The organism is Microbacterium tumbae, from assembly GCF_054780175.1.
The window spans coordinates 224,015-245,434 of record NZ_BAAGWV010000002.1 but is presented as its reverse complement, the minus strand read 5'-3'; the positions used below and the strand labels follow the sequence as shown (position 1 = coordinate 245,434).

The following is a 21,420-nucleotide window of genomic DNA, read 5'->3' as shown; positions in this document are numbered from 1 at the left end:
CTGCTTCTCCTCATCGGGCCAGGTAGCGGGGGTTGCGGGCGTCGTTGTACGCGATCGAGAGCAGCGTCGCCGACAGCACCAGGATGAGGATCGCGATGGAGGGGAACAGCGTCAGCCACCACGCGCTCACCATCGCGCCGGCCTGCTGCGCCTCGTAGAGGATGCGTCCCCACGACCACGTGGTCGGGTCGCCGAGGCCGAGGAAGGCGAGCCCGGCCGCGGACAGCACCGCCCTGGATGCGGTGACGACGACGGAGACCACGATCACGGGCGTGACGGCGGGCAGCACGTGCCGGGTGATGATCCACCACGGCGACGTCGTCATGAGCCGCGAGGCGTCGACATAGGGAAGGCCGACGACGGTCAGCGCCTGGGAGCGGACGAGTCGTGTCACCTCCGGCCAGGAGAAGGCGGCCACGACGAGGATGATCGTGGAGGTGCTCGGCCCGACCAGGGCGGCGATGAGGATCATCAGCGGGAGCACCGGCAACGAGAGGGTCATGTCGACGATGACGCTGATGATGCCGTCCAGCCGGCGGAAGTACGCCCCGATCACGGCGATGATCGTGCCGAAGACGATCGCGATCACGGAGGCAGCCACCGCGACGAGGACGCTCTGCTGCGTGCCCCAGATCACCTCGGAGAACACATCGCGCCCGAGCGCATCCGTGCCGAACCAGTACTCGCCGCCCGGCGGGCGCAGCACGTCGGAGCCGTAGCTCGCCGGATAGGGGGCGATGACCGGTGCGGCGATCGCGATGATCGCCAGCAGGAGCAGCAGCCCGAGCGAGATCATCCCGAGGGGGTCCCTCCGGAACACGCGCCAGGTGTGAGCGCTCGCACGCTCGCTGCCGACGGCGACGGGCTCGGCGACGACGGCCGATTCCTGGGAAGGAAGGGGTGCGGTCATGACGTCTTCACTCTCGGGTCCAGATAGCCGTAGACGATGTCTGTGAGGGTGTTCGCGACCACGACCGTGATCGCGAGCATGAGGAAGGCGCCCTGCAGCACGGGGAAGTCGAGCTGGGTCACCGCCTCGTAGATGCCCCGGCCGATTCCCGGGTAGGCGAAGACCGTCTCGGTGAGCACGGCCCCGCCGACGAGGAAGCCGAGCTGCAGGCCGATGAGGGTCGTGGTGGGCAGCAGGGCGTTGCGCAGGGCGTGCTTCCAGAGGATGCGGCGTCCGCGGAGGCCGTTGGCCTTCGCGAGGAGGATGTAGTCCTCCCCCAGCGTCTCGATGAGGGTGGAGCGCATCGTGAGCACATACGAGCCGACCTGGATGAGCATGAGCGAGACGGCGGGGAGGATGAGGTGCTGCGCGACGCTCAGATACCACTCGGCGCCGTAGGTGTCGTTCGTGTACGCGCCGCCGATCGGAAGCCATCCGAGGTTCAATCCGAAGACGAACAGCAGCAGGATCGCGACGCTCGGCACGAACAGCGACTGACCGGTGACCCCGAGGATCTGCACGCCCCTGTCGATGAAGCGGCCCTTATGGGATGCGGCCGCCACGCCGAGCGGGATGCCGACGATGATCGTCAGGACGAGCGCGGTGATCGTCAGCAGGAGCGTCCAGGGCAGCCGCTGCAGGAGCACATCGGTGACGGGGATCGACTGGGTGAAGGAGATGCCCAGGTTGCCCTGCAGCAGCTGCCACATGTACAGCCCGTACTGGACCGGCAGCGGCTGATCCAGTCCGTACTGCCCGAGGATGGTCGCCCGGATCTCGTCCGTCATGTTCGGACTCGCCAGCGCGAGCGCCGGATCGCCGGGCAGCAGACGCAGGAGCAGGAACGTCACGGTCACGGCGAACCAGATCGTGAGCAGACCGCGGCCCGCACGGCGGAGAATGAACGATGCTCGGGACACCCGGGCGACCTTCCTCGTGGTGGTGATGGACTATTCGACCGGGTGCGCGCTCGCGAGGGAGAGCGCGTTCACGATCGAGAGCAGCTCGCTCGGCTTCGAGATGAAGCCGGCCCATTCGTCGCTGGCGGCGAAGAACAGGTTCTGCGTGTACATGATGTTGTCGTAGACCTGCTCGTGCACGATCTTGTTCGCCTCGCGCATGAGGGAGATCTTCTCGTCCTCGTCGAAGGTGACCGCACCCTGCTCGATCAGCGCGTTCAGCTCCGGATCGTCGACGTAGGTGTAGTTGATCGCTCCGCCGGGCAGGTACGAGAGGGCGAAGTTGGTGACCGGGTCATCCATGATCGCGAAGTTGCCCGCGTAGATGTCGTAGTCCCCCTCCGCCGTCATCGACAGGTAGGTGTTCCGCTCTGTACCCTGCAGCTCGATCGCGATGCCGGCCTCGGCCGCGCTGTCCTTCACCATCTGCGCCCACTGGCTGGTCACGCTGTCCTGCAGCGAGTAGATCAGCCGGAAGGAGACCGGGAAGTCGCCGTCCGCGTTCGCCGTGTAGCCGGCCTCCTCCATCAGGGAGCGGGACAGATCCGGGTCGAACTCGTACTCCGTGACGGAGTCGTCGTAGTAGTTCGCGAGAACCGGCATCAGCGCGCTGGAGCCGGTCGAGACGGCCTGCCCCTGCAGCACCACCGTGCGGATGGCCTCGTAGTCGACCGCGTGGGCGAGCGCCTGACGGACCAGGACGTCGTCCAGTCCCTCCTTGGTCATGTTGTAGACCAGGTGGGCGTAGCCGAGCCCTGACGCCTCGATGACCTGCAGGCCGTCGGTCTCGCCGAGCTGCTCGACCTGCGCCGGCGGCAGCGCGTTGGCGATCACGTCGATCTCGCCGCTCTGCAGGGCGAGGATCTCGGTGTTGACGTCCGGATAGACGCGGTAGACGACCTCTGCCGGCCCCGGGACGCCGCCGTCGACGAGCGGGTAGTCCTCCACCCGCTCCAGCGTGTAGTGCTGGCCGACCTGGAACTCCGACAGGATGAACGGGCCCATCCCGACCCAGCCGCCGTCGCTGCCGTCGTTGGCGAACTCCGCGATCGAGCCCTGCGGATCGAACACGTGCTTCGGCACCACGACGCCCCAGAAGCCGATCTCGTCGATGATCGAGGAGTCCGGCTGGGTGAGGGTGAGCTCGACGCGGGTGTCCGACACGGCGGTCGCCGTGTCGAGGTTCCCCAGCTGGCCGTAGAACGTGCCAGGCGCCTGATCGCGCTTGACCGCGTTCAGGGTCCAGGCGACGTCCTCGGCCGTGAGCGGCTCGCCGTCGCTCCAGGTCAGATCGTCGCGGATCTCGTAGAACCCGGTGGTGTCGTCGACGTAGCCCCACTCCGTGGCGACGTGCGCCTCCTTCGACCCGTCGTCGCTGATGCTCAGCAGATGCGGGTACATCAGGTTCGTGATCCACGAGTCGGTGCGGCTGTTGCCGAGCACCGGGTTGAAGTTGACCACGTCCGTCGTCGTGCCGATGCTGAGCGTCTCGTCGCTCGGCCCCGCGCCGCCGGACGATTCCGACGGCTCCGGAGCGGAAGGGGCGCACGCGGCGAGGCCGACGGCGAGTGCCGCGGCCGCACCGAGGGCAAGGAACTTGCTGTGTTTCATCAGACCCAAACCTCCTCGAGTACGCGCATGGTGTTCCCTCCGACGACGGCGCGAATCTCGTCGTCGGAGTAGTCGTGCTTCACGAGCCAGCCGATGATGTTGTAGAAGGCCTCGGCCGGGTTCTCGATGCCGTCCACGTACGGCTGCTTCTCGTACTCCACGTTCGCGTGCGCCTGCCCGAGGGACAGGTTCGACGAGAACGCGTCGTGCAGGCCGACGTGATCGCCGAACAGCGTGTCCGGTCCGAAGCTCACGTGCTCGAGGCCCACCAGGTCCACGCAGTACTGGAAGTGGTCCATGACCGACTCCAGGGAGTGCTTCGGATGCTGGGGCGAGATCGTCGTGTGCGGGGCCGCCTCGATGCCGATCACCCCGCCGCGCTTCGCGCACTCGATGATGGTCTCATCGGTCTTCATCCGGTTCGTCGGCCACAGCCCGCGCGCGCCGGCGTGGGTGATGAACACAGGGACCTTCGAGTGCTTGATGACGTCGACGCAGGTCCGGTCGCCGGAGTGCGAGATGTCGATCGCGATCCCGAGCTTGTTCATCCGCTCGACGGCGCGCTCGCCGAAGAACGTCAGCCCGCCGTCGCCGCGCTCCTTCAGGCCGCCGCCGAGCATGTTCGCCTCCGAGTAGGCGATGCCCATCTGGCGGACGCCGAAGCCGTACAGCACGTCGAGCCGGTCGACCTCGTTCTCGATCATCGTCGCGGCCTCGAGGGCGAAGATGTGCGCGACGCGCCCGGTCTCCGCCGCGTAGCGGATGTCCTTGATCGATTCGGCCTTGATCACGTAGTCCTGATGGGCGAGGTCGGCCATGCGGACGCCGAGGTCGAACAGCACGTCCTGATACTTCCAGCCGGCGTCGCTGGAGATGCAGCAGGTCCCGTCCATGCCGTTGTCGAAGACGGCCGTGAGGCCGGACCGTGCGAGACCCTGATATCCGGTGGGCTCCCGGCCCTGACGGATGTGGTCGCGGAGCTCGCCCATGTCCTCGGGGAACACCTGGACGTGCTCGTGCAGGGAGATGACCGTCTCCTCCCGCAGCAGGCGCTCCGCGCGTTCCCGCTGCGCGTCGCTGAGGTCCAGTCCGGCGTAGACGGGGACCCGGCCGATCTGCTTGGCGTAGCGGAACTCGCGATAGTCCCTGCCTGCCTCGAGGTATTCGTATGCGGTGTAACCGGTGTACCGGTCTGCTTGTTCGAGCACGGATGCGCTCCTTCGATTCGATGTTCCGGGGTGGTCCTCCCCGCATCGCACGAGGAGAATGAATCGAATCTCGTAGATTTCGGCACGACTGTCAACTTCAATGCCGATTTTCGGCTGAGATGTTTCATATTCGAAACAATTCAGTGGCATGGCGATGGCATGATGGCAGACATGGAGAACGCGAACACCGCCGACCTCGTCCTCGAGGTGCAGAACCTCACCGTCACCCTCACCGGGGGCGACGAGCCCCATCGGGTCGTCGACGGCATCGATGTGTCGGTGCGCCGCGGCGAGGTGTTCGCCCTGCTCGGCGAGTCCGGATCCGGCAAGTCCATGACCGCGCGCGCCGTCATGGGCCTCATCGAGCAGGGCGAGGTCACCGCCGACGTGCTCGCGCTCCACGGCGCCGATCTGCTCGCGCTCGGCCCCGAGCAGCGACGAGCGCTGCGCGGAGTCCGGGTCAGCCTCGTCATGCAGGATGCGCTGTCCGCCTTGAACCCCGTCCTCAGCATCGGCGATCAGATCATCGACATGCTGCGCTCGCATCGCCCGTTCACCCGTCGCGCAGCCCTGGAGCGCGCGATCGAGCTCCTCGGGCTCGTCGGCATCCCCTCCCCGAAGCGGCGCGTGCACGACTTCCCGCACCAGTTCTCGGGCGGCCAGCGCCAGCGCATCCTCATCGCCATGGCGATCGCCCTGGAGCCGGACCTCATCATCGCCGACGAGCCCACCACAGCGCTCGATGTCACCGTGCAGGCGCAGATCCTCGATCTGCTCCTGTCGCTGCGCGACCGCCTCGGCATGGGCATCCTCCTCATCACCCATGACCTCGGCGTGGTGATGGAGGTGGCCGACCGGGTGGCGGTCATGCGGACCGGACGCATCGTCGAGGCGGGCGACGCCGACGTCGTGCTCACCGCCCCCCAGCATCCGTACACCCTGCAGCTGCTGAACTCGATGCCCAAGGACGTCACCGCCGCCGCTCCGGCCGAGGAGGCGGAGGAGCCGATCCTGGCGGGCGCCGACCTGCGCAGGACGTTCCGTTCCGGGACGGGGAGAAGAGCGCACAGGGTCGCCGCCGTCGACGGTGTCGACCTGGATCTGCGCAGCGGAGAGATCCTCGCGATCGTCGGCGAGTCGGGCAGCGGCAAGTCTACGCTCGCGCGCATGCTCGTCGGGCTCGACGCACCCGACTCCGGCCGCCTGCAGTACCGCGGACAGGACGTCACCCGTAACCGCCTGAAGGATCGCCGCACGCTGCGCCGCGGCGTGCAGATGGTGTTCCAGGACCCGTTCATGTCCCTCAACCCGCGCATGACGGTCCAGCAGCTCATCGCCGAGCCGCTCGCGGCCACCCGGGCGGGGACGCCGGCGACCCGACGCGCCCGCGTCGCCGAGCTGCTCGAGCTGGTGGGCCTCTCCCCCGAGATGGCCTCGCGCTTCCCCCACCAGTTCTCCGGAGGACAGCGGCAGCGCATCGGGATCGCGCGCGCCCTCGCCCTGGACCCGGACGTCCTCGTCTGCGACGAGCCCGTCTCCGCGCTGGACGTCTCGATCCGCGCCCAGATCATCGACCTGCTGTGCGATCTGCGCGAACGGCTGGGCATGTCGATCGTCTTCATCGCGCACGATCTCTCGCTCGTCCGGCACATCGCCGATCGCGTCGCCGTGATGTACCTCGGCAACATCGTCGAGATCGGCGAGACCGAGCAGGTCTACCGGCACCCGTCGCACGAGTACACGCGCTCCCTGCTGTCGGCGATCCCGCCGCAGACGCGCGCGGAGCGCGGCATGCTCGGCCGCCGCTCGAAGCTCACCGCCTGAGGACGAGAGGTGCCGCCGACGTGCTCAGAGCGGCGCATAGAACAGCAGCGTGAGGTCGGGCGACTCGGCCGGCGCCAGATTGTGCTGCTCGTAGCGCACCAGCCCGCGGACAGGGTGCAGGAAGGTGCGCTCCCTCGTGCCGAAGCCCGCCACATCGCGCTCCTGCCAGATGGCGGCGAACTCCGGGGAGGCTTCCGACACCCGTGCGACGATGCCGCCCTCGCCCGATGGGCTGAGCCAGCCGCGCGTCTCCGCTCTGAAGGCGCCGACGAAGCTCCTGCTCTGCTCTGTCCAGTCCGGAAGCATCCGGCGCAGCGTCGGATCGGTGAAGACGAGCCAGAGCAGGTTCCGGTCGGCGTCGTCGATCGTCTCGATCCGCGGGTACAGCTCCGCGTATGCGCGGTTCCAGCCGATGATCGTCCAGTCCGCCGAGAGCAGGAAGGCCGGGAAGCCGACGGAGGCGAGGAGTCGCCCGAGCGCAGCGGACAGCGGAGCGGACGCGAACGTCGCCGGCGCCGACTCCCGATGACCTCCGAGAGAGAGCAGATAGGCCGTCTCGACCGGTGTCAGGCGGAAGAGCCTGGCGAGGGCGTCCAGCACCTGACGCGAGGGGTTGATCGGACGCGCCTGTTCGAGCCAGGTGTACCAGGTCACGCTGAGCCCGGCGAGGGTCGCGACCTCCTCCCTCCGAAGGCCCCGCAGCCTCCCCCGCCCGCCCTCCGGCAGGCCGTGCGAGGCCCGGTCCGCCCTGGCGCGACGGTCCTTGAGGAAGGCGGCCAGCTCCTCGCGGCGCTTCTCATCCGCATCCATCGTTCCCCCTAGTAGTGCCACTACTAGTATCACTGCCATCTGGAACGAGCGCGCGATCCGTGCCGGAATGGTTCAATGCCCACTCCTCTTCGCTCACGCACCATCACCCACGGCCGCAACATGGCCGGCGCCCGCGCACTGCTGCGCGCCGCCGGCGTCGACGGCGCCGACCTCGGCCGCAAGCCCATCATCGCCGTCGCCAACAGCTTCACCGAGTTCGTCCCCGGTCACACGCATCTCCAGCCCGTTGGCCGGATCGTCTCCGAGGCCATCTCGGCCGCCGGCGGCATCCCCCGCGAGTTCAACACGATCGCCGTCGACGACGGCATCGCGATGGGGCACGGCGGGATGCTGTACTCGCTGCCCTCGCGCGACCTCATCGCCGACTCCGTCGAGTACATGGTGAACGCCCACTGCGCCGACGCCCTCATCTGCATCTCGAACTGCGACAAGATCACCCCCGGCATGCTCATGGCGGCGCTCCGGCTGAACATCCCGACCGTCTTCGTCTCCGGCGGCCCGATGGAATCCGGCCGCGCGACCCTCGTCGACGGCTCGATCCGCACCCTCGACCTCGTCGATGCGATCTCAGATGCCGTGAACGAGAACATCTCGGATGCCGACATGCAGCGCATCGAGGACTCGGCCTGCCCGACCTGCGGCTCGTGCTCCGGCATGTTCACCGCCAACTCGATGAACTGCCTCACCGAGGCGATCGGCCTGTCGCTGCCCGGCAACGGCTCGACGCTCGCCACCCACACCGCCCGCAGGGCGCTGTACGAGGATGCCGGAAAGCTCGTCGTCGACATCACCCGCAAGTTCTACGACGAGGATGACGCCTCCGTCCTCCCCCGGAGCATCGCGACGCCAGCGGCCTTCGGCAACGCGATGGCCCTGGACATCGCTATGGGCGGCTCCACGAACACGATCCTGCACCTGCTCGCCGCGGCCCACGAGGCGGGAGTCCCGTTCGGCCTCGACGAGATCGACGCCGTCTCGCGCCGCGTCCCCTGCCTGGCCAAGGTCGCCCCCAACGCCGCAGGCGCCGGGAAGATCTACTACATGGAGGATGTCCATCGCGCCGGCGGCATCCCTGCCATCCTCGGCGAGCTCCGCCGCGGCGGACTGCTGGACGAGAACGTCCACACGGTGCACTCCGCGACCATCGGCGAGTGGCTCGACGAATGGGACATCCGCTCCGGCTCCGCGTCGGAGGAGGCCTTCGAGCTGTGGCATGCGGCTCCCGGCGGCGTGCGGTCCTCGAAGGCCTTCTCCCAGTCCGCCCGCTGGGAGGAGCTCGACCTCGATGCGACGAGCGGCTGCATCCGCGACGTCGAGAACGCGTACTCGAAGGATGGCGGCCTCGCCGTGCTTCGCGGCAACGTCGCCGTCGACGGCGCCGTCGTGAAGACGGCCGGCGTCGACCCGTCGATCTGGACGTTCACCGGCCCCGCCGTCGTCTGCGAGTCCCAGGACGAGGCCGTCGAGAAGATCCTCAACAAGCAGGTCACGGAGGGGGACGTCGTCGTGATCCGCTACGAGGGCCCCAAGGGCGGGCCGGGGATGCAGGAGATGCTGTACCCCACCTCGTTCCTCAAGGGGCGCGGGCTCGGCAAGAAGTGCGCCCTCATCACGGACGGCCGCTTCTCCGGCGGAACCTCCGGGCTCTCGATCGGCCACGTCTCCCCCGAGGCGGCATCCGGCGGCGTCATCGCCCTGGTGGAGGACGGCGATCTGATCTCGATCGACATCCCGAGCCGCGGCATCACCCTGCAGATCTCCGAGGAGGAGCTCGCCGCACGGCGCGAACGGCTGCTGGCCACGACCGGCTACCGTCCACGGAGCCGCGAGCGCGTCGTCTCCCCCGCGCTGCGCGCCTACGCGGCGATGGCGCTGTCGGCAGACAAGGGCGCAGTGCGCGACGTCGATCGCGTCGAGCGGGCGCTGCGCGAGGCCGACGAGCGGACGGCGGCGCTTCAGGCCGTGTCGGTCTGAGCTCTCATCCCGGGCCTTCCTCCCGCGCCCGGAAGAGATGCCTCGTATGGTCGTCCCGCGCTGAGCGTGCCGACCATGCGAGGCACCCACGCACGGGGCCGAGGCGCCGGGAACCCGACCCGGTGCACCGAGGGCGGTCACGCCCCGGGGCGCACCGTCAGATCGGTGATGTCGGCATCGCGCGGGAGATCCAGCGCCGTGAGGATGGCCGTCGCGACGGATTCCGGATCGATGAACCGCTCCGGTGCGTACTCCTGCCCCTCCTGCCGGTGCACGCGCTCCTGCATCGGCGTCGCCGTGCGCCCCGGATACACCGAGGTCACGCGGATGCCGTGCTCGGCCTCCTCCGCCCGCAGGGCGTCCGCCAGCGCCTTCAGCCCGTGCTTGGAAGCGGCATATGCCGACCAGCCGGCGTGCGCGTGCAGTCCGGCGCCCGAGTTCACGAAGACAACTTTCGCGCGCGAGACGCGCAGCACCGGAAGCAGGAGCCTCGTCAGCTCGGCGGGGGACATGAGGTTGACGGTCAGCTGACGCTCCCACAGGCCCGACGGCAGATCGCCGACGGCGCCGAGGTCGACCACCCCCGCGACATGGATCAGCGCGTCGATGCGCTCCGGCAGAGCCTGCTGGGAGAGCGCCCACGACAGCCTGCCGGGCTGCGAGAGGTCGCCCACCAGCGTGGTCGCTCCGGGGAAGGCCCGGGCGAGCTCCCGCGCTCGCCCGGCGTCCCTGGCGAGCAGAACGAGGTCGTCGCCGCGCTCCTGCAGCCGACGCGCCACGACGGCGCCGATCCCGGAGCCCGCTCCGGTGATCAGATGCACGCTCATGTCAGGCGGGCTCGTCCGCGGACTGCGTCAGTTGGAGGGGAACGACAGGGCAGTCCTTCCAGAGCCTCTCCAGGCCGTAGTACACGCGCTCCTCGGAGTGGAAGACGTGCACGATGAGGTCCCCGAAGTCCAGCAGCACCCAGCGGGCCTCTGCACGTCCCTCCCGCCGCACGCGCTTGTGGCCGGCCTCGACCAGCCTGTCCTCGATCTCATCGGCGATCGCGGCGACGTTGCGCTCGCTGTTGCCCGTGACGAGGAGGAAGATGTCGACGAGCGGGAGGGGCTCGGAGACGTTGAGCGCGACGAGATCCTCTCCGCCCTTGGAGACTGCGGCGTCCGCCGCGATCTGCAGCATCTCCTCAGCGGATTCTGGTGACTGCATCAACCCAGCACATTCGTGGTGAAGGCGAAGACCAGGGCCGCCGCCAGGACGAGAGCGAGACCACCGGCGGTGATCGCGAGGATGAGCATCAGCCTGTTGCCCTTCTCAGGTGCCGGGGGACGGATGATCTCCCCGGCCGGCTTGCTCGTGCTGATCGCGGAGCTCGCCGCGATCGGCGTGGGAGAGGAGGCCGGCGGCAGCTCTCCGTCGATGAGCACCGCGTCGACGTCCTTGCCGTCCGCGACGCCCTTCGCATGCCCCTGGGACCCGATGCCCTCGGGGAGCTCGTAGGTCCCCGTGATGAGCACCTCGCCGGTCGACGCGACGGGACCGGAGAGCGAGCCCTCCCCGGGCGGAGGGGTGAAGATCAGGGCGCTGGGGGCGATGCTCTGCGAGCCGGTCGTGTCGCCCACGGTGATCAGGTCGTCGAAGGACGGTGTGAATGCCGGAGCCGGCGCCTCCGCGGAGAGGACGCCGCTGCCGAAGGCGGAGCTCACGGTAGGACGTTCATCGGCGTCATCCGGCTCGTCCTCGTCGTCGAGGTCCTCGATCGCCTCGGCGTCGACGCCGAGGGCGGTCAGATCGGCGGCATCGTCCGCTCCGGGCTCCGTGCTGGCGGCTTGCTCCTCCGCAGGCACCGCCTCGGCGTCGGTCTCGTCCGCGGAGGTCTCGTCCGCGACAGGCTCCTCTGCCGCGGCATGCGTCTCAGTCGATGCCGGGATCGGAGCGAACGCCGGGATCTCGGACACGAGCTCCGCGCGCTGCGGCTGCTCGTCGGCCGCCGGCGCGTCCTCCTCGACCTCGGGCGCCTCCGTCACCGCGGCGGCCTCGGATGACGCGAGCCCACCGTCCTCCCCCGTCCGCTCCTCCGCGGCGATCACCGGGACGGATGCCGTGCGGATGCGCTCCTGCTCCCGAGCCTGGCGACGGGTGAGCGGCGCGGACTCCAGGTCGACGTCCGCGTCGGCGACAGGCGCGGGCGCGACGGGCATCGGCTCGACCGCACGGGTCGGCGTCGACGCCTGCGCGGGCGACGACGCGGCCTCCTCCTCGCTGATCACCGGGGTCGACCCCGTCAGGCGCAGCTCCCGCATCTGCTTGCGCGTCAGCGGTTCCTTCCCCTGGCTGTCCGATGTGCTCATGCCTTGCTCCGATACAGGTGATGCTTCGCGATGTACTGAACGACTCCATCGGGGACCAGGTACCAGACCGGCTCGCCGTCGTTGACACGCTTTCTGCAGTCCGTCGAGGAGATCGACAGGGCCGGTACCTCCAGCTGGCTGACGTCGTCGCTCGGGAGGCCGTCGGTGCTCAGGACGTGTCCTGGACGCGAGACCGCGACGAAGTGGGCCAGATCCCACAGTTCATCATGGTCCCTCCAGCTGAGAATCTGCGCCACGGCATCCGCGCCGCTGATGAAGAACAGCTCCGCGTCGGGTCGCTGCGTCTTCAGATCGCGCAGCGTGTCTATCGTGTACGTGTCGCCGTCGCGGTCGATGTCGACCCGACTGACCGTGAAGCGGGGATTGGACGCCGTGGCGATGACGGTCATCAGATAGCGGTGCTCGCTGGACGTCACCGTCTTCTTCTGCCACGGCCGGCCGGTGGGGACGAAGATCACCTCGTCGAGATCGAAGGAGTGCGCGACCTCGCTCGCGGCCACCAGGTGCCCATGGTGGATCGGATCGAACGTCCCGCCCATCACACCGATGCGCGGTGCCCGCGCGGTCGAGTTCTCCATCGGCGGCCTCAGTGGCCGTGTCCTGCCCCGTGGCCGTCCTTGCCGTGCTGGGCCGCCCAGGCCTCGGCCTTGGCCGAGTGACGGTTGGCGACGTGCCGGTAGGAGAAGGTCACCAGCCCGAGAAGCGCGAACACGATCGCGGCGATGACGCCGAAGATCAGCGTCTCGAGCGCCACGTTGCCGTGGTGCTCGCCTTCTGCGGCTGCCATCGCAAGCTGTGCGACGAGGTTCATCCTGTCTCCGTTTCGTGACCTGGGGCGAAAAGACGCGTCCTCATCCTATCTCTCAGCCGCGCGTCTGCCCCGCTCCACGCGCGAGCCACTTCGTGCTGGTCAGCTCCGTGAGCCCCATCGGCCCCCGCGCATGCAGCTTCTGGGTGGAGATGCCCACCTCCGCCCCGAAGCCGAACTCTCCCCCGTCGGTGAAGCGCGTGGAGGCGTTGGCCATGACGACCGCGGAGTCGACCTCGGCGAGGAAGCGCTCCACGCTGCGCGCATCGGTCGTGATGATCGACTCGGTGTGCCCCGTGCTGTAGCGGCGGATGTGGGCGAGGGCCTCGTCCAGCGAGTCGACGACCTTCATCGCGATGTCGAGGCTGAGGTACTCGGTCTCCCAGTCCTCCTCGGTCGCCGGGACGACTCCCGTGGCGAGCCCTGCCACGACGTCGTCGCCGTGGATGGTGACGCCCTCGCTCTGCAGGGCGCTCGCCACCGGCGGGACCAGACGCGGCGCCGCCGCGCGCAGCACGAGCACCGTCTCGGCCGCATTGCAGACGCTCGGGCGCTGCACCTTGGCGTTCACGACGATGTCGCGCGCCCAGTCCTCCGGCGCCGATTCGTCGAGCACGATGTGGACGTTGCCTGCCCCGGTCTCGATCACCGGGACGGTCGACTCCGTGACGACCGTCTCGATGAGCGCGGCGCTGCCGCGCGGGACGAGGACGTCGATGAAGCCGCGACCGTGCATGAGCGCCTTCGCACCCTCGCGGCCGAAGTCGTCGACCGTCTGGATCGCCTCGGCCGTGACTCCGACGCCGGCCAGCGCATCGCGCATGATCTGCACGAGGACCGTGTTGGAGTCGCGGGCGGCGCTGCCGCCGCGCAGGACCACGGCGTTCCCGGAGCGCAGCGCCAGAGCGGCGATGTCGACCGTCACATTCGGTCGGGCCTCATAGATCGCGCCGACCACGCCGAACGGCACGCGAACCTGCTCGAGGGCGACGCCGTTCGGCATCCGATGGCCACCGATCACCTGGCCGACCGGATCGGGCAGCGCCGCCACGTCGCGCACCGCGGAGGCGAGCGCGGCGACGCGCTTCCCGTCCAGACGCAGCCTGTCGATGAGCGCCGTGCCGATCCCCTCGGCCTCGCCACGGGCGATGTCGAGGGCGTTGGCCGCGACGATGCGGCCGGCCTCGGTCTCCAGCGCCCGCGCGATGGCCTCGAGAGCCTCCGCCTTCTCCGCGCTGGTGAGGCGTGCGATCGCACGCGAGGCGTCCTTCGCGAGGATCAGACGCGCCTGCGGACTGTCGAGATCGGCGGCCACGACGGATTCGGTGAGGGATTCGGCGCTCATCCGCCCAGTGTATCGACGCGAGGAGCCGAGCGGGGCGCCCGCGCGGTCAGCGTGACGCCGGAGCGAACCAGGTGCCGATGCTCTCGCCGGCGAGAGCGCGGCCGACCAGGTCGGCGCTCGTGACGAGGACACCGATGCCGGACGCCGCGGCGAGCCGCGCGGCGGAGACCTTCGTCGCCGCGCCTCCTGTGCCGACGCTGTTCACGACCGTGGCGCCGAACTCGAGGCCGGCGAGATCGGCGTCGGGCAGGACGACGTCGATGGGCTCCGCTCCCGGGTCTGTCGGCGGCTTCGTGTAAAGCGCCTCGACGTCGCTGAGCAGGACGAGCGCGTCCGCCTGGATGAGCTGGGCGACCAGGGCTGCCAGCCGGTCGTTGTCCCCGAAGCGGATCTCCTGCGTGGCGACCGTGTCGTTCTCGTTCACGATCGGCAGGATCCTCAGGCCGAGCAGACGCTCCATGGCGCGACGGGCATTGCTGCGCGACGTGGGATGCTCCAGGTCGCCCGTGGTCAGCAGGACCTGCCCCGCGACGATCCCGAACGGGCGCAGCGCCTCCTGATAGCGGTAGACGAGGATGTTCTGGCCGACGGCCGCGGCCGCCTGCTGAGTCGCGAGATCGGTGGGCCTGGCGTCCAGATCCAGGAAGGGGATGCCGGTGGCGATCGCACCGGACGACACCAGGACGATCTCGCAGCCGCGACCGTGCGCGGACTGCAGAGCGTGGACGATCATCGGGATCCGCCACGACGCCTCGCCGCTGATGGACGACGAGCCGACCTTCACGACGATGCGCGCCGCGGACGCGAGATCGGCGCGTTCGCGGGCCGTCACTCCTCGTCCTCGCCGCTGTCCTCCGCCGTCACGCGACGGCGCTCCTCGGCCTCTGCGCGCTGCGCCGCGCGGGCGTCCATGCGCTCGTAGTACCGCTCGCGACGCTCACTCGTCGTCCGGCGTCCGACGCCGCCCCCGGCCGCGAACCGCGGGTCGGTGCCGCGCGGGGCCACGAGGAGCTCCGCCGCGGACGACATCGACGGCTCCCAGTCGAACACCAGCCCGTCGCCCTCGCCGATGACGACGGTGGCCCCCGGCGTCGCGCCGACGCGGAACAGCTCGTCCTCCACGCCGAGGCGCTCGAGACGCTCCGCGAGGTAGCCGACGGCCTCCTCGTTCTGGAAGTCGGTCTGCTGCACCCACCGCACCGGCTTCTCGCCGAGCACGCGATAGACGTTCCCGTAGGTCCCGCCCTCCACGCGCACGGTGAAGGGCTTCTCCGATCCCCTGGGACGGATCACCACCCGCTCGGGCGGAGCCTCGACGGCCGTCTCGGCACGATGCCTCTCGACGATGTCGCCGAGTGCGAAGGTGAGCGGGCGCAGCCCCTCGTGGGAGACCGTCGAGATCTCGAAGACCCGGAACCCGCGCGCCTCGAGATCCGGACGCACCATCTCGGCGAGCTCGCGGGCCTCGGGGACGTCGATCTTGTTCAGCGCGACCAGCTGAGGGCGCTCGAGCAGGGGCACCTGCCCCTGCGGCACCTCATAGGCCGCGAGCTCGGCGAGGATCACATCGAGATCGCTGAGCGGATCGCGACCGGACTCGAGCGTGCCGCAGTCGAGCACGTGCAGGAGAGCGGAGCAGCGCTCGACGTGGCGGAGGAACTCGAGCCCGAGACCGCGGCCTTCGCTGGCCCCTTCGATGAGTCCGGGGACGTCCGCCACGGTGTAGCGCGCATCGCCCGCCTGGACGACGCCCAGATTCGGGTGGAGCGTCGTGAAGGGATAGTCGGCGATCTTGGGCCGCGCGGCGGAGATCGCGGCGATGAGGCTGGACTTGCCCGCCGACGGGTAGCCCACGAGCGCCACGTCCGCGACGGTCTTGAGCTCGAGGACGACGTCGCCCTCGAAGCCCGGCGTTCCCAGCAGCGCGAACCCGGGCGCCTTGCGCTTGGTGGTGGCCAGTGCGGCGTTGCCGAGGCCGCCGCGGCCGCCTTGAGCGACGACGAACCGCTCGCCGGGGACGACCATGTCGACGAGGACCTCGCCGCTCGGGTCCTTCACGACGGTTCCGACCGGGACGGGCAGTTCCAGCGATTCCCCCGCGTAGCCTGCGCGATGGTCGCCCATCCCGAAGCCGCCGTTCCCCGAGGAGCGGTGGGGCGAGTGGTGGTAGGACAGCAGCGTCCCGGTCTGTGTGTCCGCGACGAGCACGATGTCGCCGCCGTCGCCGCCGTTGCCGCCGTCCGGGCCTCCGAGCGGCTTGAACTTCTCGCGGTGCACCGAGACACAGCCGTTGCCGCCCTTGCCGGCGCGCAGATGAAGCGTCACCGTGTCGACGAACGTGACCATGCCTGGTGCTCCTCCTGAATGCAGGAGCGGGGCGGGCCTAAGCCCGCCCCGCTCCGATGAATGCCTGCGCTGCGATTACTCGGCAGCCGCGACGATGTTGACGACCTTGCGGCCGCCCTTGGCGCCGAACTCGACCGCACCGGCCGCAAGGGCGAACAGCGTGTCGTCTCCACCGCGGCCGACGTTCACGCCGGGGTGGAAGTGGGTGCCGCGCTGACGGACGATGATCTCGCCGGCGTTGACCTGCTGGCCGCCGAAACGCTTCACACCCAGTCGCTGGGCGTTGGAGTCACGACCATTGCGGGTGGAGCTTGCGCCCTTCTTATGTGCCATGTCCTTGCCTCTTCCGTGCTTACTTGATGCCGGTGATCTTGACGCGCGTGAGCTCCTGGCGGTGGCCCTGGCGCTTCTTGTAGCCGGTCTTGTTCTTGAACTTCTGGATGACGATCTTCGGGCCGCGGAGGTTGCCGAGAACCTCTGCGGTCACGGTGACCTTGGCCAGCTTGTCGGCGTCGGTGGTCACCGTGGCGCCGTCGACGAGCAGCACGGCGGGCAGCTCGATCTTCTCGCCCTGAGCAGCCTGAACACGGTCGAGCTGAACGATCGTGCCGACCTCGACCTTCTCCTGCCGTCCACCGGCGCGCACTACTGCGTAAACCACTTCATACCTGTTTCATCGGGGAGCACTTCGGCTCCGAAAATCTCACGGGAAGACTGTGCCTGCGATCGCCGCAGGTCTCACGGGTGCGAGCACGAGGCCCTGGCGGATCGCACCGTGGGGACGATCCGACTCACGCACCAAAGGACAACTTTACCGGATCGGGAGCGATACGGCAAAAGCGTCCGATGCCGTGTCGCGGGAAATAGGCTGGCGTCATGACCGTCCTCGTCGATGACCCCGTCTGGCCCGCGCACGGAAGGGTCTGGGCGCACCTGGTCAGCGACGCCAGCATCGACGAGCTCCACGCCTTCGCGCGAAGGCATGGCATCCCGGAACGCGCCTTCGACCTGGACCACTACGACGTCCCCGAGGACGCCGTCCCCCGCCTCCTCGCCGGCGGCGCGGAGGCGGTCGGCGGCAAGGAGCTCACCCGCCGGCTGATCGCCTCAGGCCTGCGCGTCCCCGCCCGCGACAGACGCTGAGCCCTCGCCGTTCACGGCGACAGGAGTGCCCGTGAGGGCCGCCGTCGTCACCCGGCGGCGGTTGCGCCCCTGCCCGGGGGCCTTCGGCTCGGGAAGAGCGTCCAGCACGGAGTCGAGCAGCTGCTCCGCCTCGCTGCGCGGCGCCTTGGCGCGCTCCGGGATCCGCTTCTTGCGCGGCTTCTTCGAGCGTTCGGGCGCACCGACCGGCTCGGCCGCGTCGACGGCCGCATCCGCGATCGCCGGACGCGTGGACGCGGCGATCTGAGCGAGCGCCGACTTCGCCCCCTCGGGGATGCTGTGCGTGACACCGGCGGGGATCGAGGCGGGCGCGCTGTTCTGCGTCCCGCTGCCGTTCCCTCCGCGCTGACGGCGGCCGTTCTGCGGGCCGGCGGCCGCACGGTGCTTCACGACGGGGTCGTGGTGCACGATGACGCCGCGTCCCGCGCAGACCTCGCACGGCTCGCTGAAGGTCTCCAGCAGTCCGAGGCCGAGCTTCTTCCTGGTCATCTGCACGAGGCCGAGCGAGGTGACCTCCGCGACCTGGTGCTTGGTGCGGTCCCGGCTGAGGCATTCCACGAGACGGCGGAGCACGAGGTCGCGGTTGGACTCCAGGACCATGTCGATGAAGTCCACGACGATGATGCCGCCGATGTCGCGCAGGCGCAGCTGCCGGACGATCTCCTCGGCCGCCTCGAGGTTGTTCTTGGTGACGGTCTCCTCGAGGTTCCCGCCCGAGCCGACGAACTTGCCGGTGTTGACATCGACGACGGTCATCGCCTCGGTGCGGTCGATGACGAGGGATCCGCCGGAGGGCAGCCACACCTTCCGGTCCAGCGCCTTCTCGATCTGCTCCGTGACGCGGAAGGCGTCGAAGGGGTCGGCATCCTCCTCGTAGGCCTCGACGCGCTCGAGCAGGTCGGGCGCGACGCTCTCCAGATAGGCGCGGATCGTATGCTGCGCGTCCTCTCCCTGGATGAGCATCTTGGTGAAGTCCTCGTTGAAGACGTCGCGGACGATCTTGACGAGCAGATCCGGCTCGGCGTGCAGCAGGGCGGGAGCCTGCTGGCTCTCGACCTGCTTCCGGATGTGCTCCCACTGGTTGGTGAGACGCTGCACGTCGCGGGTCAGCTGATCCTCCGTCGCGCCCTCCGCAGCCGTTCGGACGATGACGCCGCTCGACTCGGGGAGCACCTCCTTGAGGATGCGCTTCAGGCGTGTGCGCTCGTTGTCGGGGAGCTTGCGGGAGATGCCGTTCATCGAACCGTTCGGCACGTAGACGAGATAACGACCCGGAAGCGAGATCTGGCTCGTCAGGCGAGCGCCCTTGTGACCGACCGGGTCCTTGGTCACCTGCACGAGCACGCGGTCGCCCGGCTTGAGCGCCAGCTCGATCCGCCGGGGCTGGTTCCCCGTCTCGACGCCGTCCCAGTCGACCTCGCCCGAGTACAGCACGGCGTTGCGACCGCGGCCGATGTCGACGAAGGCGGCCTCCATGCTGGGGAGCACGTTCTGCACGCGCCCGAGGTACACATTGCCGATGAGCGACGCATCCTGGCTGCGCGCGACGTAGTGCTCGACGAGGACGCTGTCCTCCAGCACGGCGATCTGGGTGCGGCCGTTCTTGGAGCGGACCACCATCTCGCGGTCGACGGCCTCACGGCGGGCGAGGAACTCTGCCTCGGTCACCACGGGACGACGACGGCCGGCATCCCGCCCGTCGCGACGGCGCTGCTTCTTCGCCTCGAGACGGGTGGACCCCTTGATCGCCTTCGGCTCGGTGATGTACTCGACCACCCGCTGGCGCTGACGCGGCTCGGGACGCTCGTCCTGGCCTTCGTCGCTCCCGCCCCGGCGGCGGCGTCCACGGCGCGCGGACGTCGAGGAGGCATCGTCCTGATCGGCATCGCGCTCGCGGCCGGGCCGGGAGGGGAGGGGCACGATCTCCGGGGCGTAGAAGCTCAGCTTCGTCGAGACCTGCGAGACGAAGACCTCCGGGATCAGCCCGAGGCTCACGGCGGTGACGGGCTCGGGCTTCGCCGGGGCGATGGGCTCCTGCTCGACGGGCCGCACCGTCGCGTCTGCAGCGTCGGATGCCGAGGCGTCCGCGGACTCCGTGCTGGACTCGACGACCTCGGTCGCCCCGACTGCGACGGGTTCGGCGTTCTCCGCGACGGGATCGATGACATCCGCCGCGCGTTCGTCGACAGCCTCAGAGACCTCCGGTGCCGAGGCGTCCGCGAACTCGGTCACCGCATCGGAAGGCGCCTCGACGGTCTCATCGGCGGGAGCCTCCGCGGACGGCTCCTCGAGCTCCGCGTCGCCTCTCTCTTCGACCGGCGCTGCGGCCTCGGCCGCCGCGGAGGGGACCTCGGTCTCCGCCGCGGTCACGGTGACCTCGGAAGACGGCGTGGACGCGTCTAGCGCGGACTCCGCATTCTCATCGAGGATCGGTGCGTTGTTGACATTGTTCTCATCGGCCATCTCTGGCGTACTCCCTGCACGGGCACTGTGTGCTCCGCGAAATCTCATGCGACACGTGTCGCGAACTCACTCGGCGTGCGATCGGCTGTTGTGCTCTGACCGCCTGGGGCGTGCGCCCCGAAGTCTTCGTCGATGCGTTCTGCGGCGGCGCCGCGAGGTGCATCACAGCTCATTATCGCATCATGTGCGCAGGATCGCGGCATCCACGGCTCCCGTTTGTCCCGGCTGCTTCACGCCCGGCCCATAGCAAGCGCTGGGATACTGGCGCTATGAGCGAGCAGCGCCCCCGTCACGTCGTGTATGGAATCTGGTTGATCATCGCGAGCGTCATCGGCTGGTGGGCGGCGTTCCAGCTGACGCTGGACAAGTTCATCCAGCTCGAGAACCCCGCCGCGGATCTCAACTGCAACGTCAGCGTCATGATCCAGTGCGGGAAGAACCTCGGCTCCTGGCAGGGCGAGGTCTTCGGCTTCCCCAACCCGATCATCGGGCTCACCGGCTGGATGGCGACGATGGTCGTCGGCGTCGCCCTGCTCACCGGCGCCCGCTTCCCGCGCTGGTTCTGGGCGACCTTCGGCGCGGGCGTCCTCTTCGCCTTCGGCTTCGTGTGCTGGCTGATCGGTCAGAGCCTGTACGCGCCGAACCTCGGCGTCCTCTGCCCCTGGTGCATGCTCACGTGGTCCGTGACGATCCCGACGTTCTTCGCGACCGTGGTGCATCTCACCCGCAACGGCACCTTCAGCAGGAGCGAGAAGGTCACCTCGTTCGGCGAGAAGGCGATGGCCTGGGTGCCGTTGGCGACGATCCTCGCCTATGCCCTCGTCATCCTGCTCATCCAGCTGCGCGGCCTCGACCTCATCGGCGAGGTCATCGGCATGATCTTCTGAGTTCATCCACGCCGCCTGCGCCTGCGTTTCGACTCGCTCCGCTCGCTCGACGAACGGGAAGGGGGACGCCCGCTCCCTCCCCCGCCCGTTGAGCGACGAGCGCAGCGAGGAGTCGAAACGCCCATCCGCCGGGAGCACGTTTCGACTCGCTCCGCCCGCTCAACGAACGGGAAGGGGCACGCCCGCTCAACGAACGGGAAGGGGGACGCCCGCTCGACGAACGGGAAGGGGCACGCCCGCTCGACGAACGGCAGGCGTCGAGCCGCGTCAGAACCAGATGGCGAGTTCGCGCCGAGCGGACTCCGGGCTGTCCGAGCCGTGCACGAGGTTCTGCTGAACAGCGAGGCCCCAGTCGCGTCCGAAGTCGCCGCGGATCGTCCCCGGCGCTGCGGTCGTCGGATCGGTCGTCCCCGCGAGCGAGCGGAAGCCCTCGATCACACGGTTGCCCGCAAGGCGGATCGCCACAGAAGGACCTGAGAGCATGAACTCGAGGAGCGGCTCGTAGAACGGCTTCCCCTCGTGCTCCGCGTAGTGGGCGGCGAGAAGGTCGCGGTCGGGGTCGACGAGGCGGATGTCGACGAGCGCGTAGCCCTTCGCCTCGATGCGGGCGAGGATCGCACCGGTGAGTCCGCGGGCGACGCCGTCCGGCTTGACGAGGACGAGGGTTTCTTCGGTGGCCATG

Annotated in this window: 21 protein-coding genes; 4 read left to right on the top strand and 17 right to left on the bottom strand. The window is 69.1% G+C overall.

Features of this window, described 5'->3' with window-relative positions:
* Window positions 1-10: 10 nt before the first annotated feature.
* From ACYVGQ_RS08410 to ACYVGQ_RS08395, 4 genes are read right to left on the bottom strand one after another with little or no spacing between them, the layout of a single operon-like run.
* Window positions 11-910: an ABC transporter permease gene (locus ACYVGQ_RS08410; protein WP_460784183.1), complete on the bottom strand. Its 900-nt coding sequence runs from the start codon at window positions 908-910 to the stop codon at window positions 11-13.
* Window positions 907-1,869, bottom strand: a complete 963-nt coding sequence (locus tag ACYVGQ_RS08405; protein ID WP_460784182.1) for an ABC transporter permease — start codon at window positions 1,867-1,869, stop codon at window positions 907-909. Before ACYVGQ_RS08405 ends, ACYVGQ_RS08410 begins: the two co-directional genes overlap by 4 nt.
* A gap of 30 nt (window positions 1,870-1,899) precedes the next feature.
* Entirely contained in the window at window positions 1,900-3,519 is a 1,620-nt protein-coding gene (locus tag ACYVGQ_RS08400; protein ID WP_460784181.1) for an ABC transporter substrate-binding protein, read from the bottom strand.
* A complete protein-coding gene (locus tag ACYVGQ_RS08395; RefSeq protein WP_460784180.1) occupies window positions 3,519-4,727 on the bottom strand; it encodes a dipeptidase in 1,209 nt (402 codons plus the stop codon). Before ACYVGQ_RS08395 ends, ACYVGQ_RS08400 begins: the two co-directional genes overlap by 1 nt.
* A gap of 159 nt (window positions 4,728-4,886) precedes the next feature.
* Between ACYVGQ_RS08395 and ACYVGQ_RS08390 the strand changes: the two genes are divergently transcribed.
* Window positions 4,887-6,551: a dipeptide ABC transporter ATP-binding protein gene (locus tag ACYVGQ_RS08390; RefSeq protein ID WP_460784179.1), complete on the top strand. Its 1,665-nt coding sequence runs from the start codon at window positions 4,887-4,889 to the stop codon at window positions 6,549-6,551.
* A gap of 24 nt (window positions 6,552-6,575) precedes the next feature.
* On the opposite strand, the gene ACYVGQ_RS08385 is transcribed toward ACYVGQ_RS08390, so the two are convergent.
* Window positions 6,576-7,361 carry a helix-turn-helix transcriptional regulator gene (locus ACYVGQ_RS08385; protein ID WP_460784178.1) on the bottom strand — a complete coding sequence of 262 codons (786 nt, stop codon included), beginning with the start codon at window positions 7,359-7,361 and terminating at the stop codon, window positions 6,576-6,578.
* 75 nt (window positions 7,362-7,436) lie between these two features.
* On the opposite strand from ACYVGQ_RS08385, the gene ilvD reads away from it, so the two are divergent.
* A complete protein-coding gene (gene ilvD / locus ACYVGQ_RS08380) occupies window positions 7,437-9,356 on the top strand; it encodes a dihydroxy-acid dehydratase (protein WP_460784177.1) in 1,920 nt (639 codons plus the stop codon).
* 137 nt (window positions 9,357-9,493) lie between these two features.
* Here the strand turns inward: ilvD and ACYVGQ_RS08375 are convergent, their stop codons facing one another.
* The 10 genes from ACYVGQ_RS08375 to rplU all read right to left on the bottom strand — a co-directional run bounded on the left by ACYVGQ_RS08375 (window position 9,494) and on the right by rplU (window position 16,888).
* On the bottom strand, window positions 9,494-10,183 hold the full coding sequence (locus ACYVGQ_RS08375; protein WP_460784176.1) for an SDR family oxidoreductase: 690 nt from the start codon (window positions 10,181-10,183) through the stop codon (window positions 9,494-9,496).
* A gap of 1 nt (window position 10,184) precedes the next feature.
* Window positions 10,185-10,565 carry a ribosome silencing factor gene (gene rsfS, locus ACYVGQ_RS08370; RefSeq protein ID WP_460784175.1) on the bottom strand — a complete coding sequence of 127 codons (381 nt, stop codon included), beginning with the start codon at window positions 10,563-10,565 and terminating at the stop codon, window positions 10,185-10,187.
* The gene (locus ACYVGQ_RS08365; protein ID WP_460784174.1) at window positions 10,565-11,707 is read right to left on the bottom strand and encodes a hypothetical protein; all 1,143 of its coding nucleotides are present in this window, start codon (window positions 11,705-11,707) and stop codon (window positions 10,565-10,567) included. Before ACYVGQ_RS08365 ends, rsfS begins: the two co-directional genes overlap by 1 nt.
* Entirely contained in the window at window positions 11,704-12,306 is a 603-nt protein-coding gene (nadD, locus tag ACYVGQ_RS08360; protein WP_460784173.1) for a nicotinate-nucleotide adenylyltransferase, read from the bottom strand. Before nadD ends, ACYVGQ_RS08365 begins: the two co-directional genes overlap by 4 nt.
* Window positions 12,307-12,314: 8 nt before the next feature.
* A complete protein-coding gene (locus tag ACYVGQ_RS08355; RefSeq protein WP_460784172.1) occupies window positions 12,315-12,539 on the bottom strand; it encodes a hypothetical protein in 225 nt (74 codons plus the stop codon).
* Between the two features lie 52 nt (window positions 12,540-12,591).
* Window positions 12,592-13,881: a glutamate-5-semialdehyde dehydrogenase gene (locus tag ACYVGQ_RS08350; protein WP_460784171.1), complete on the bottom strand. Its 1,290-nt coding sequence runs from the start codon at window positions 13,879-13,881 to the stop codon at window positions 12,592-12,594.
* 46 nt (window positions 13,882-13,927) lie between these two features.
* Window positions 13,928-14,713, bottom strand: a complete 786-nt coding sequence (proB, locus tag ACYVGQ_RS08345; protein ID WP_460784170.1) for a glutamate 5-kinase — start codon at window positions 14,711-14,713, stop codon at window positions 13,928-13,930.
* Window positions 14,710-16,227, bottom strand: a complete 1,518-nt coding sequence (obgE, locus tag ACYVGQ_RS08340) for a GTPase ObgE (RefSeq protein ID WP_460784169.1) — start codon at window positions 16,225-16,227, stop codon at window positions 14,710-14,712. Before obgE ends, proB begins: the two co-directional genes overlap by 4 nt.
* Window positions 16,228-16,302: 75 nt before the next feature.
* A complete protein-coding gene (gene rpmA / locus ACYVGQ_RS08335; protein WP_452329693.1) occupies window positions 16,303-16,560 on the bottom strand; it encodes a 50S ribosomal protein L27 in 258 nt (85 codons plus the stop codon).
* Window positions 16,561-16,579: 19 nt separating this feature from the next.
* Window positions 16,580-16,888, bottom strand: coding sequence for a 50S ribosomal protein L21 (gene rplU, locus ACYVGQ_RS08330; protein WP_460784168.1), 309 nt, complete (start codon window positions 16,886-16,888; stop codon window positions 16,580-16,582).
* A 215-nt stretch (window positions 16,889-17,103) separates the two neighbouring features.
* Between rplU and ACYVGQ_RS08325 the strand changes: the two genes are divergently transcribed.
* A complete protein-coding gene (locus tag ACYVGQ_RS08325) occupies window positions 17,104-17,370 on the top strand; it encodes a DUF4031 domain-containing protein (protein WP_460784167.1) in 267 nt (88 codons plus the stop codon).
* Here ACYVGQ_RS08325 and ACYVGQ_RS08320 read toward each other — a convergent pair.
* Entirely contained in the window at window positions 17,335-19,851 is a 2,517-nt protein-coding gene (locus tag ACYVGQ_RS08320) for an Rne/Rng family ribonuclease (protein WP_460784166.1), read from the bottom strand. The genes ACYVGQ_RS08325 and ACYVGQ_RS08320 overlap by 36 nt on opposite strands.
* A gap of 269 nt (window positions 19,852-20,120) precedes the next feature.
* On the opposite strand from ACYVGQ_RS08320, the gene ACYVGQ_RS08315 reads away from it, so the two are divergent.
* A complete protein-coding gene (locus ACYVGQ_RS08315; RefSeq protein WP_460784165.1) occupies window positions 20,121-20,738 on the top strand; it encodes a vitamin K epoxide reductase family protein in 618 nt (205 codons plus the stop codon).
* 267 nt (window positions 20,739-21,005) lie between these two features.
* Here ACYVGQ_RS08315 and ndk read toward each other — a convergent pair whose 3' ends face one another.
* Window positions 21,006-21,419 carry a nucleoside-diphosphate kinase gene (gene ndk, locus ACYVGQ_RS08310; RefSeq protein WP_460784164.1) on the bottom strand — a complete coding sequence of 138 codons (414 nt, stop codon included), beginning with the start codon at window positions 21,417-21,419 and terminating at the stop codon, window positions 21,006-21,008.
* Window position 21,420 lies beyond the last annotated feature (1 nt).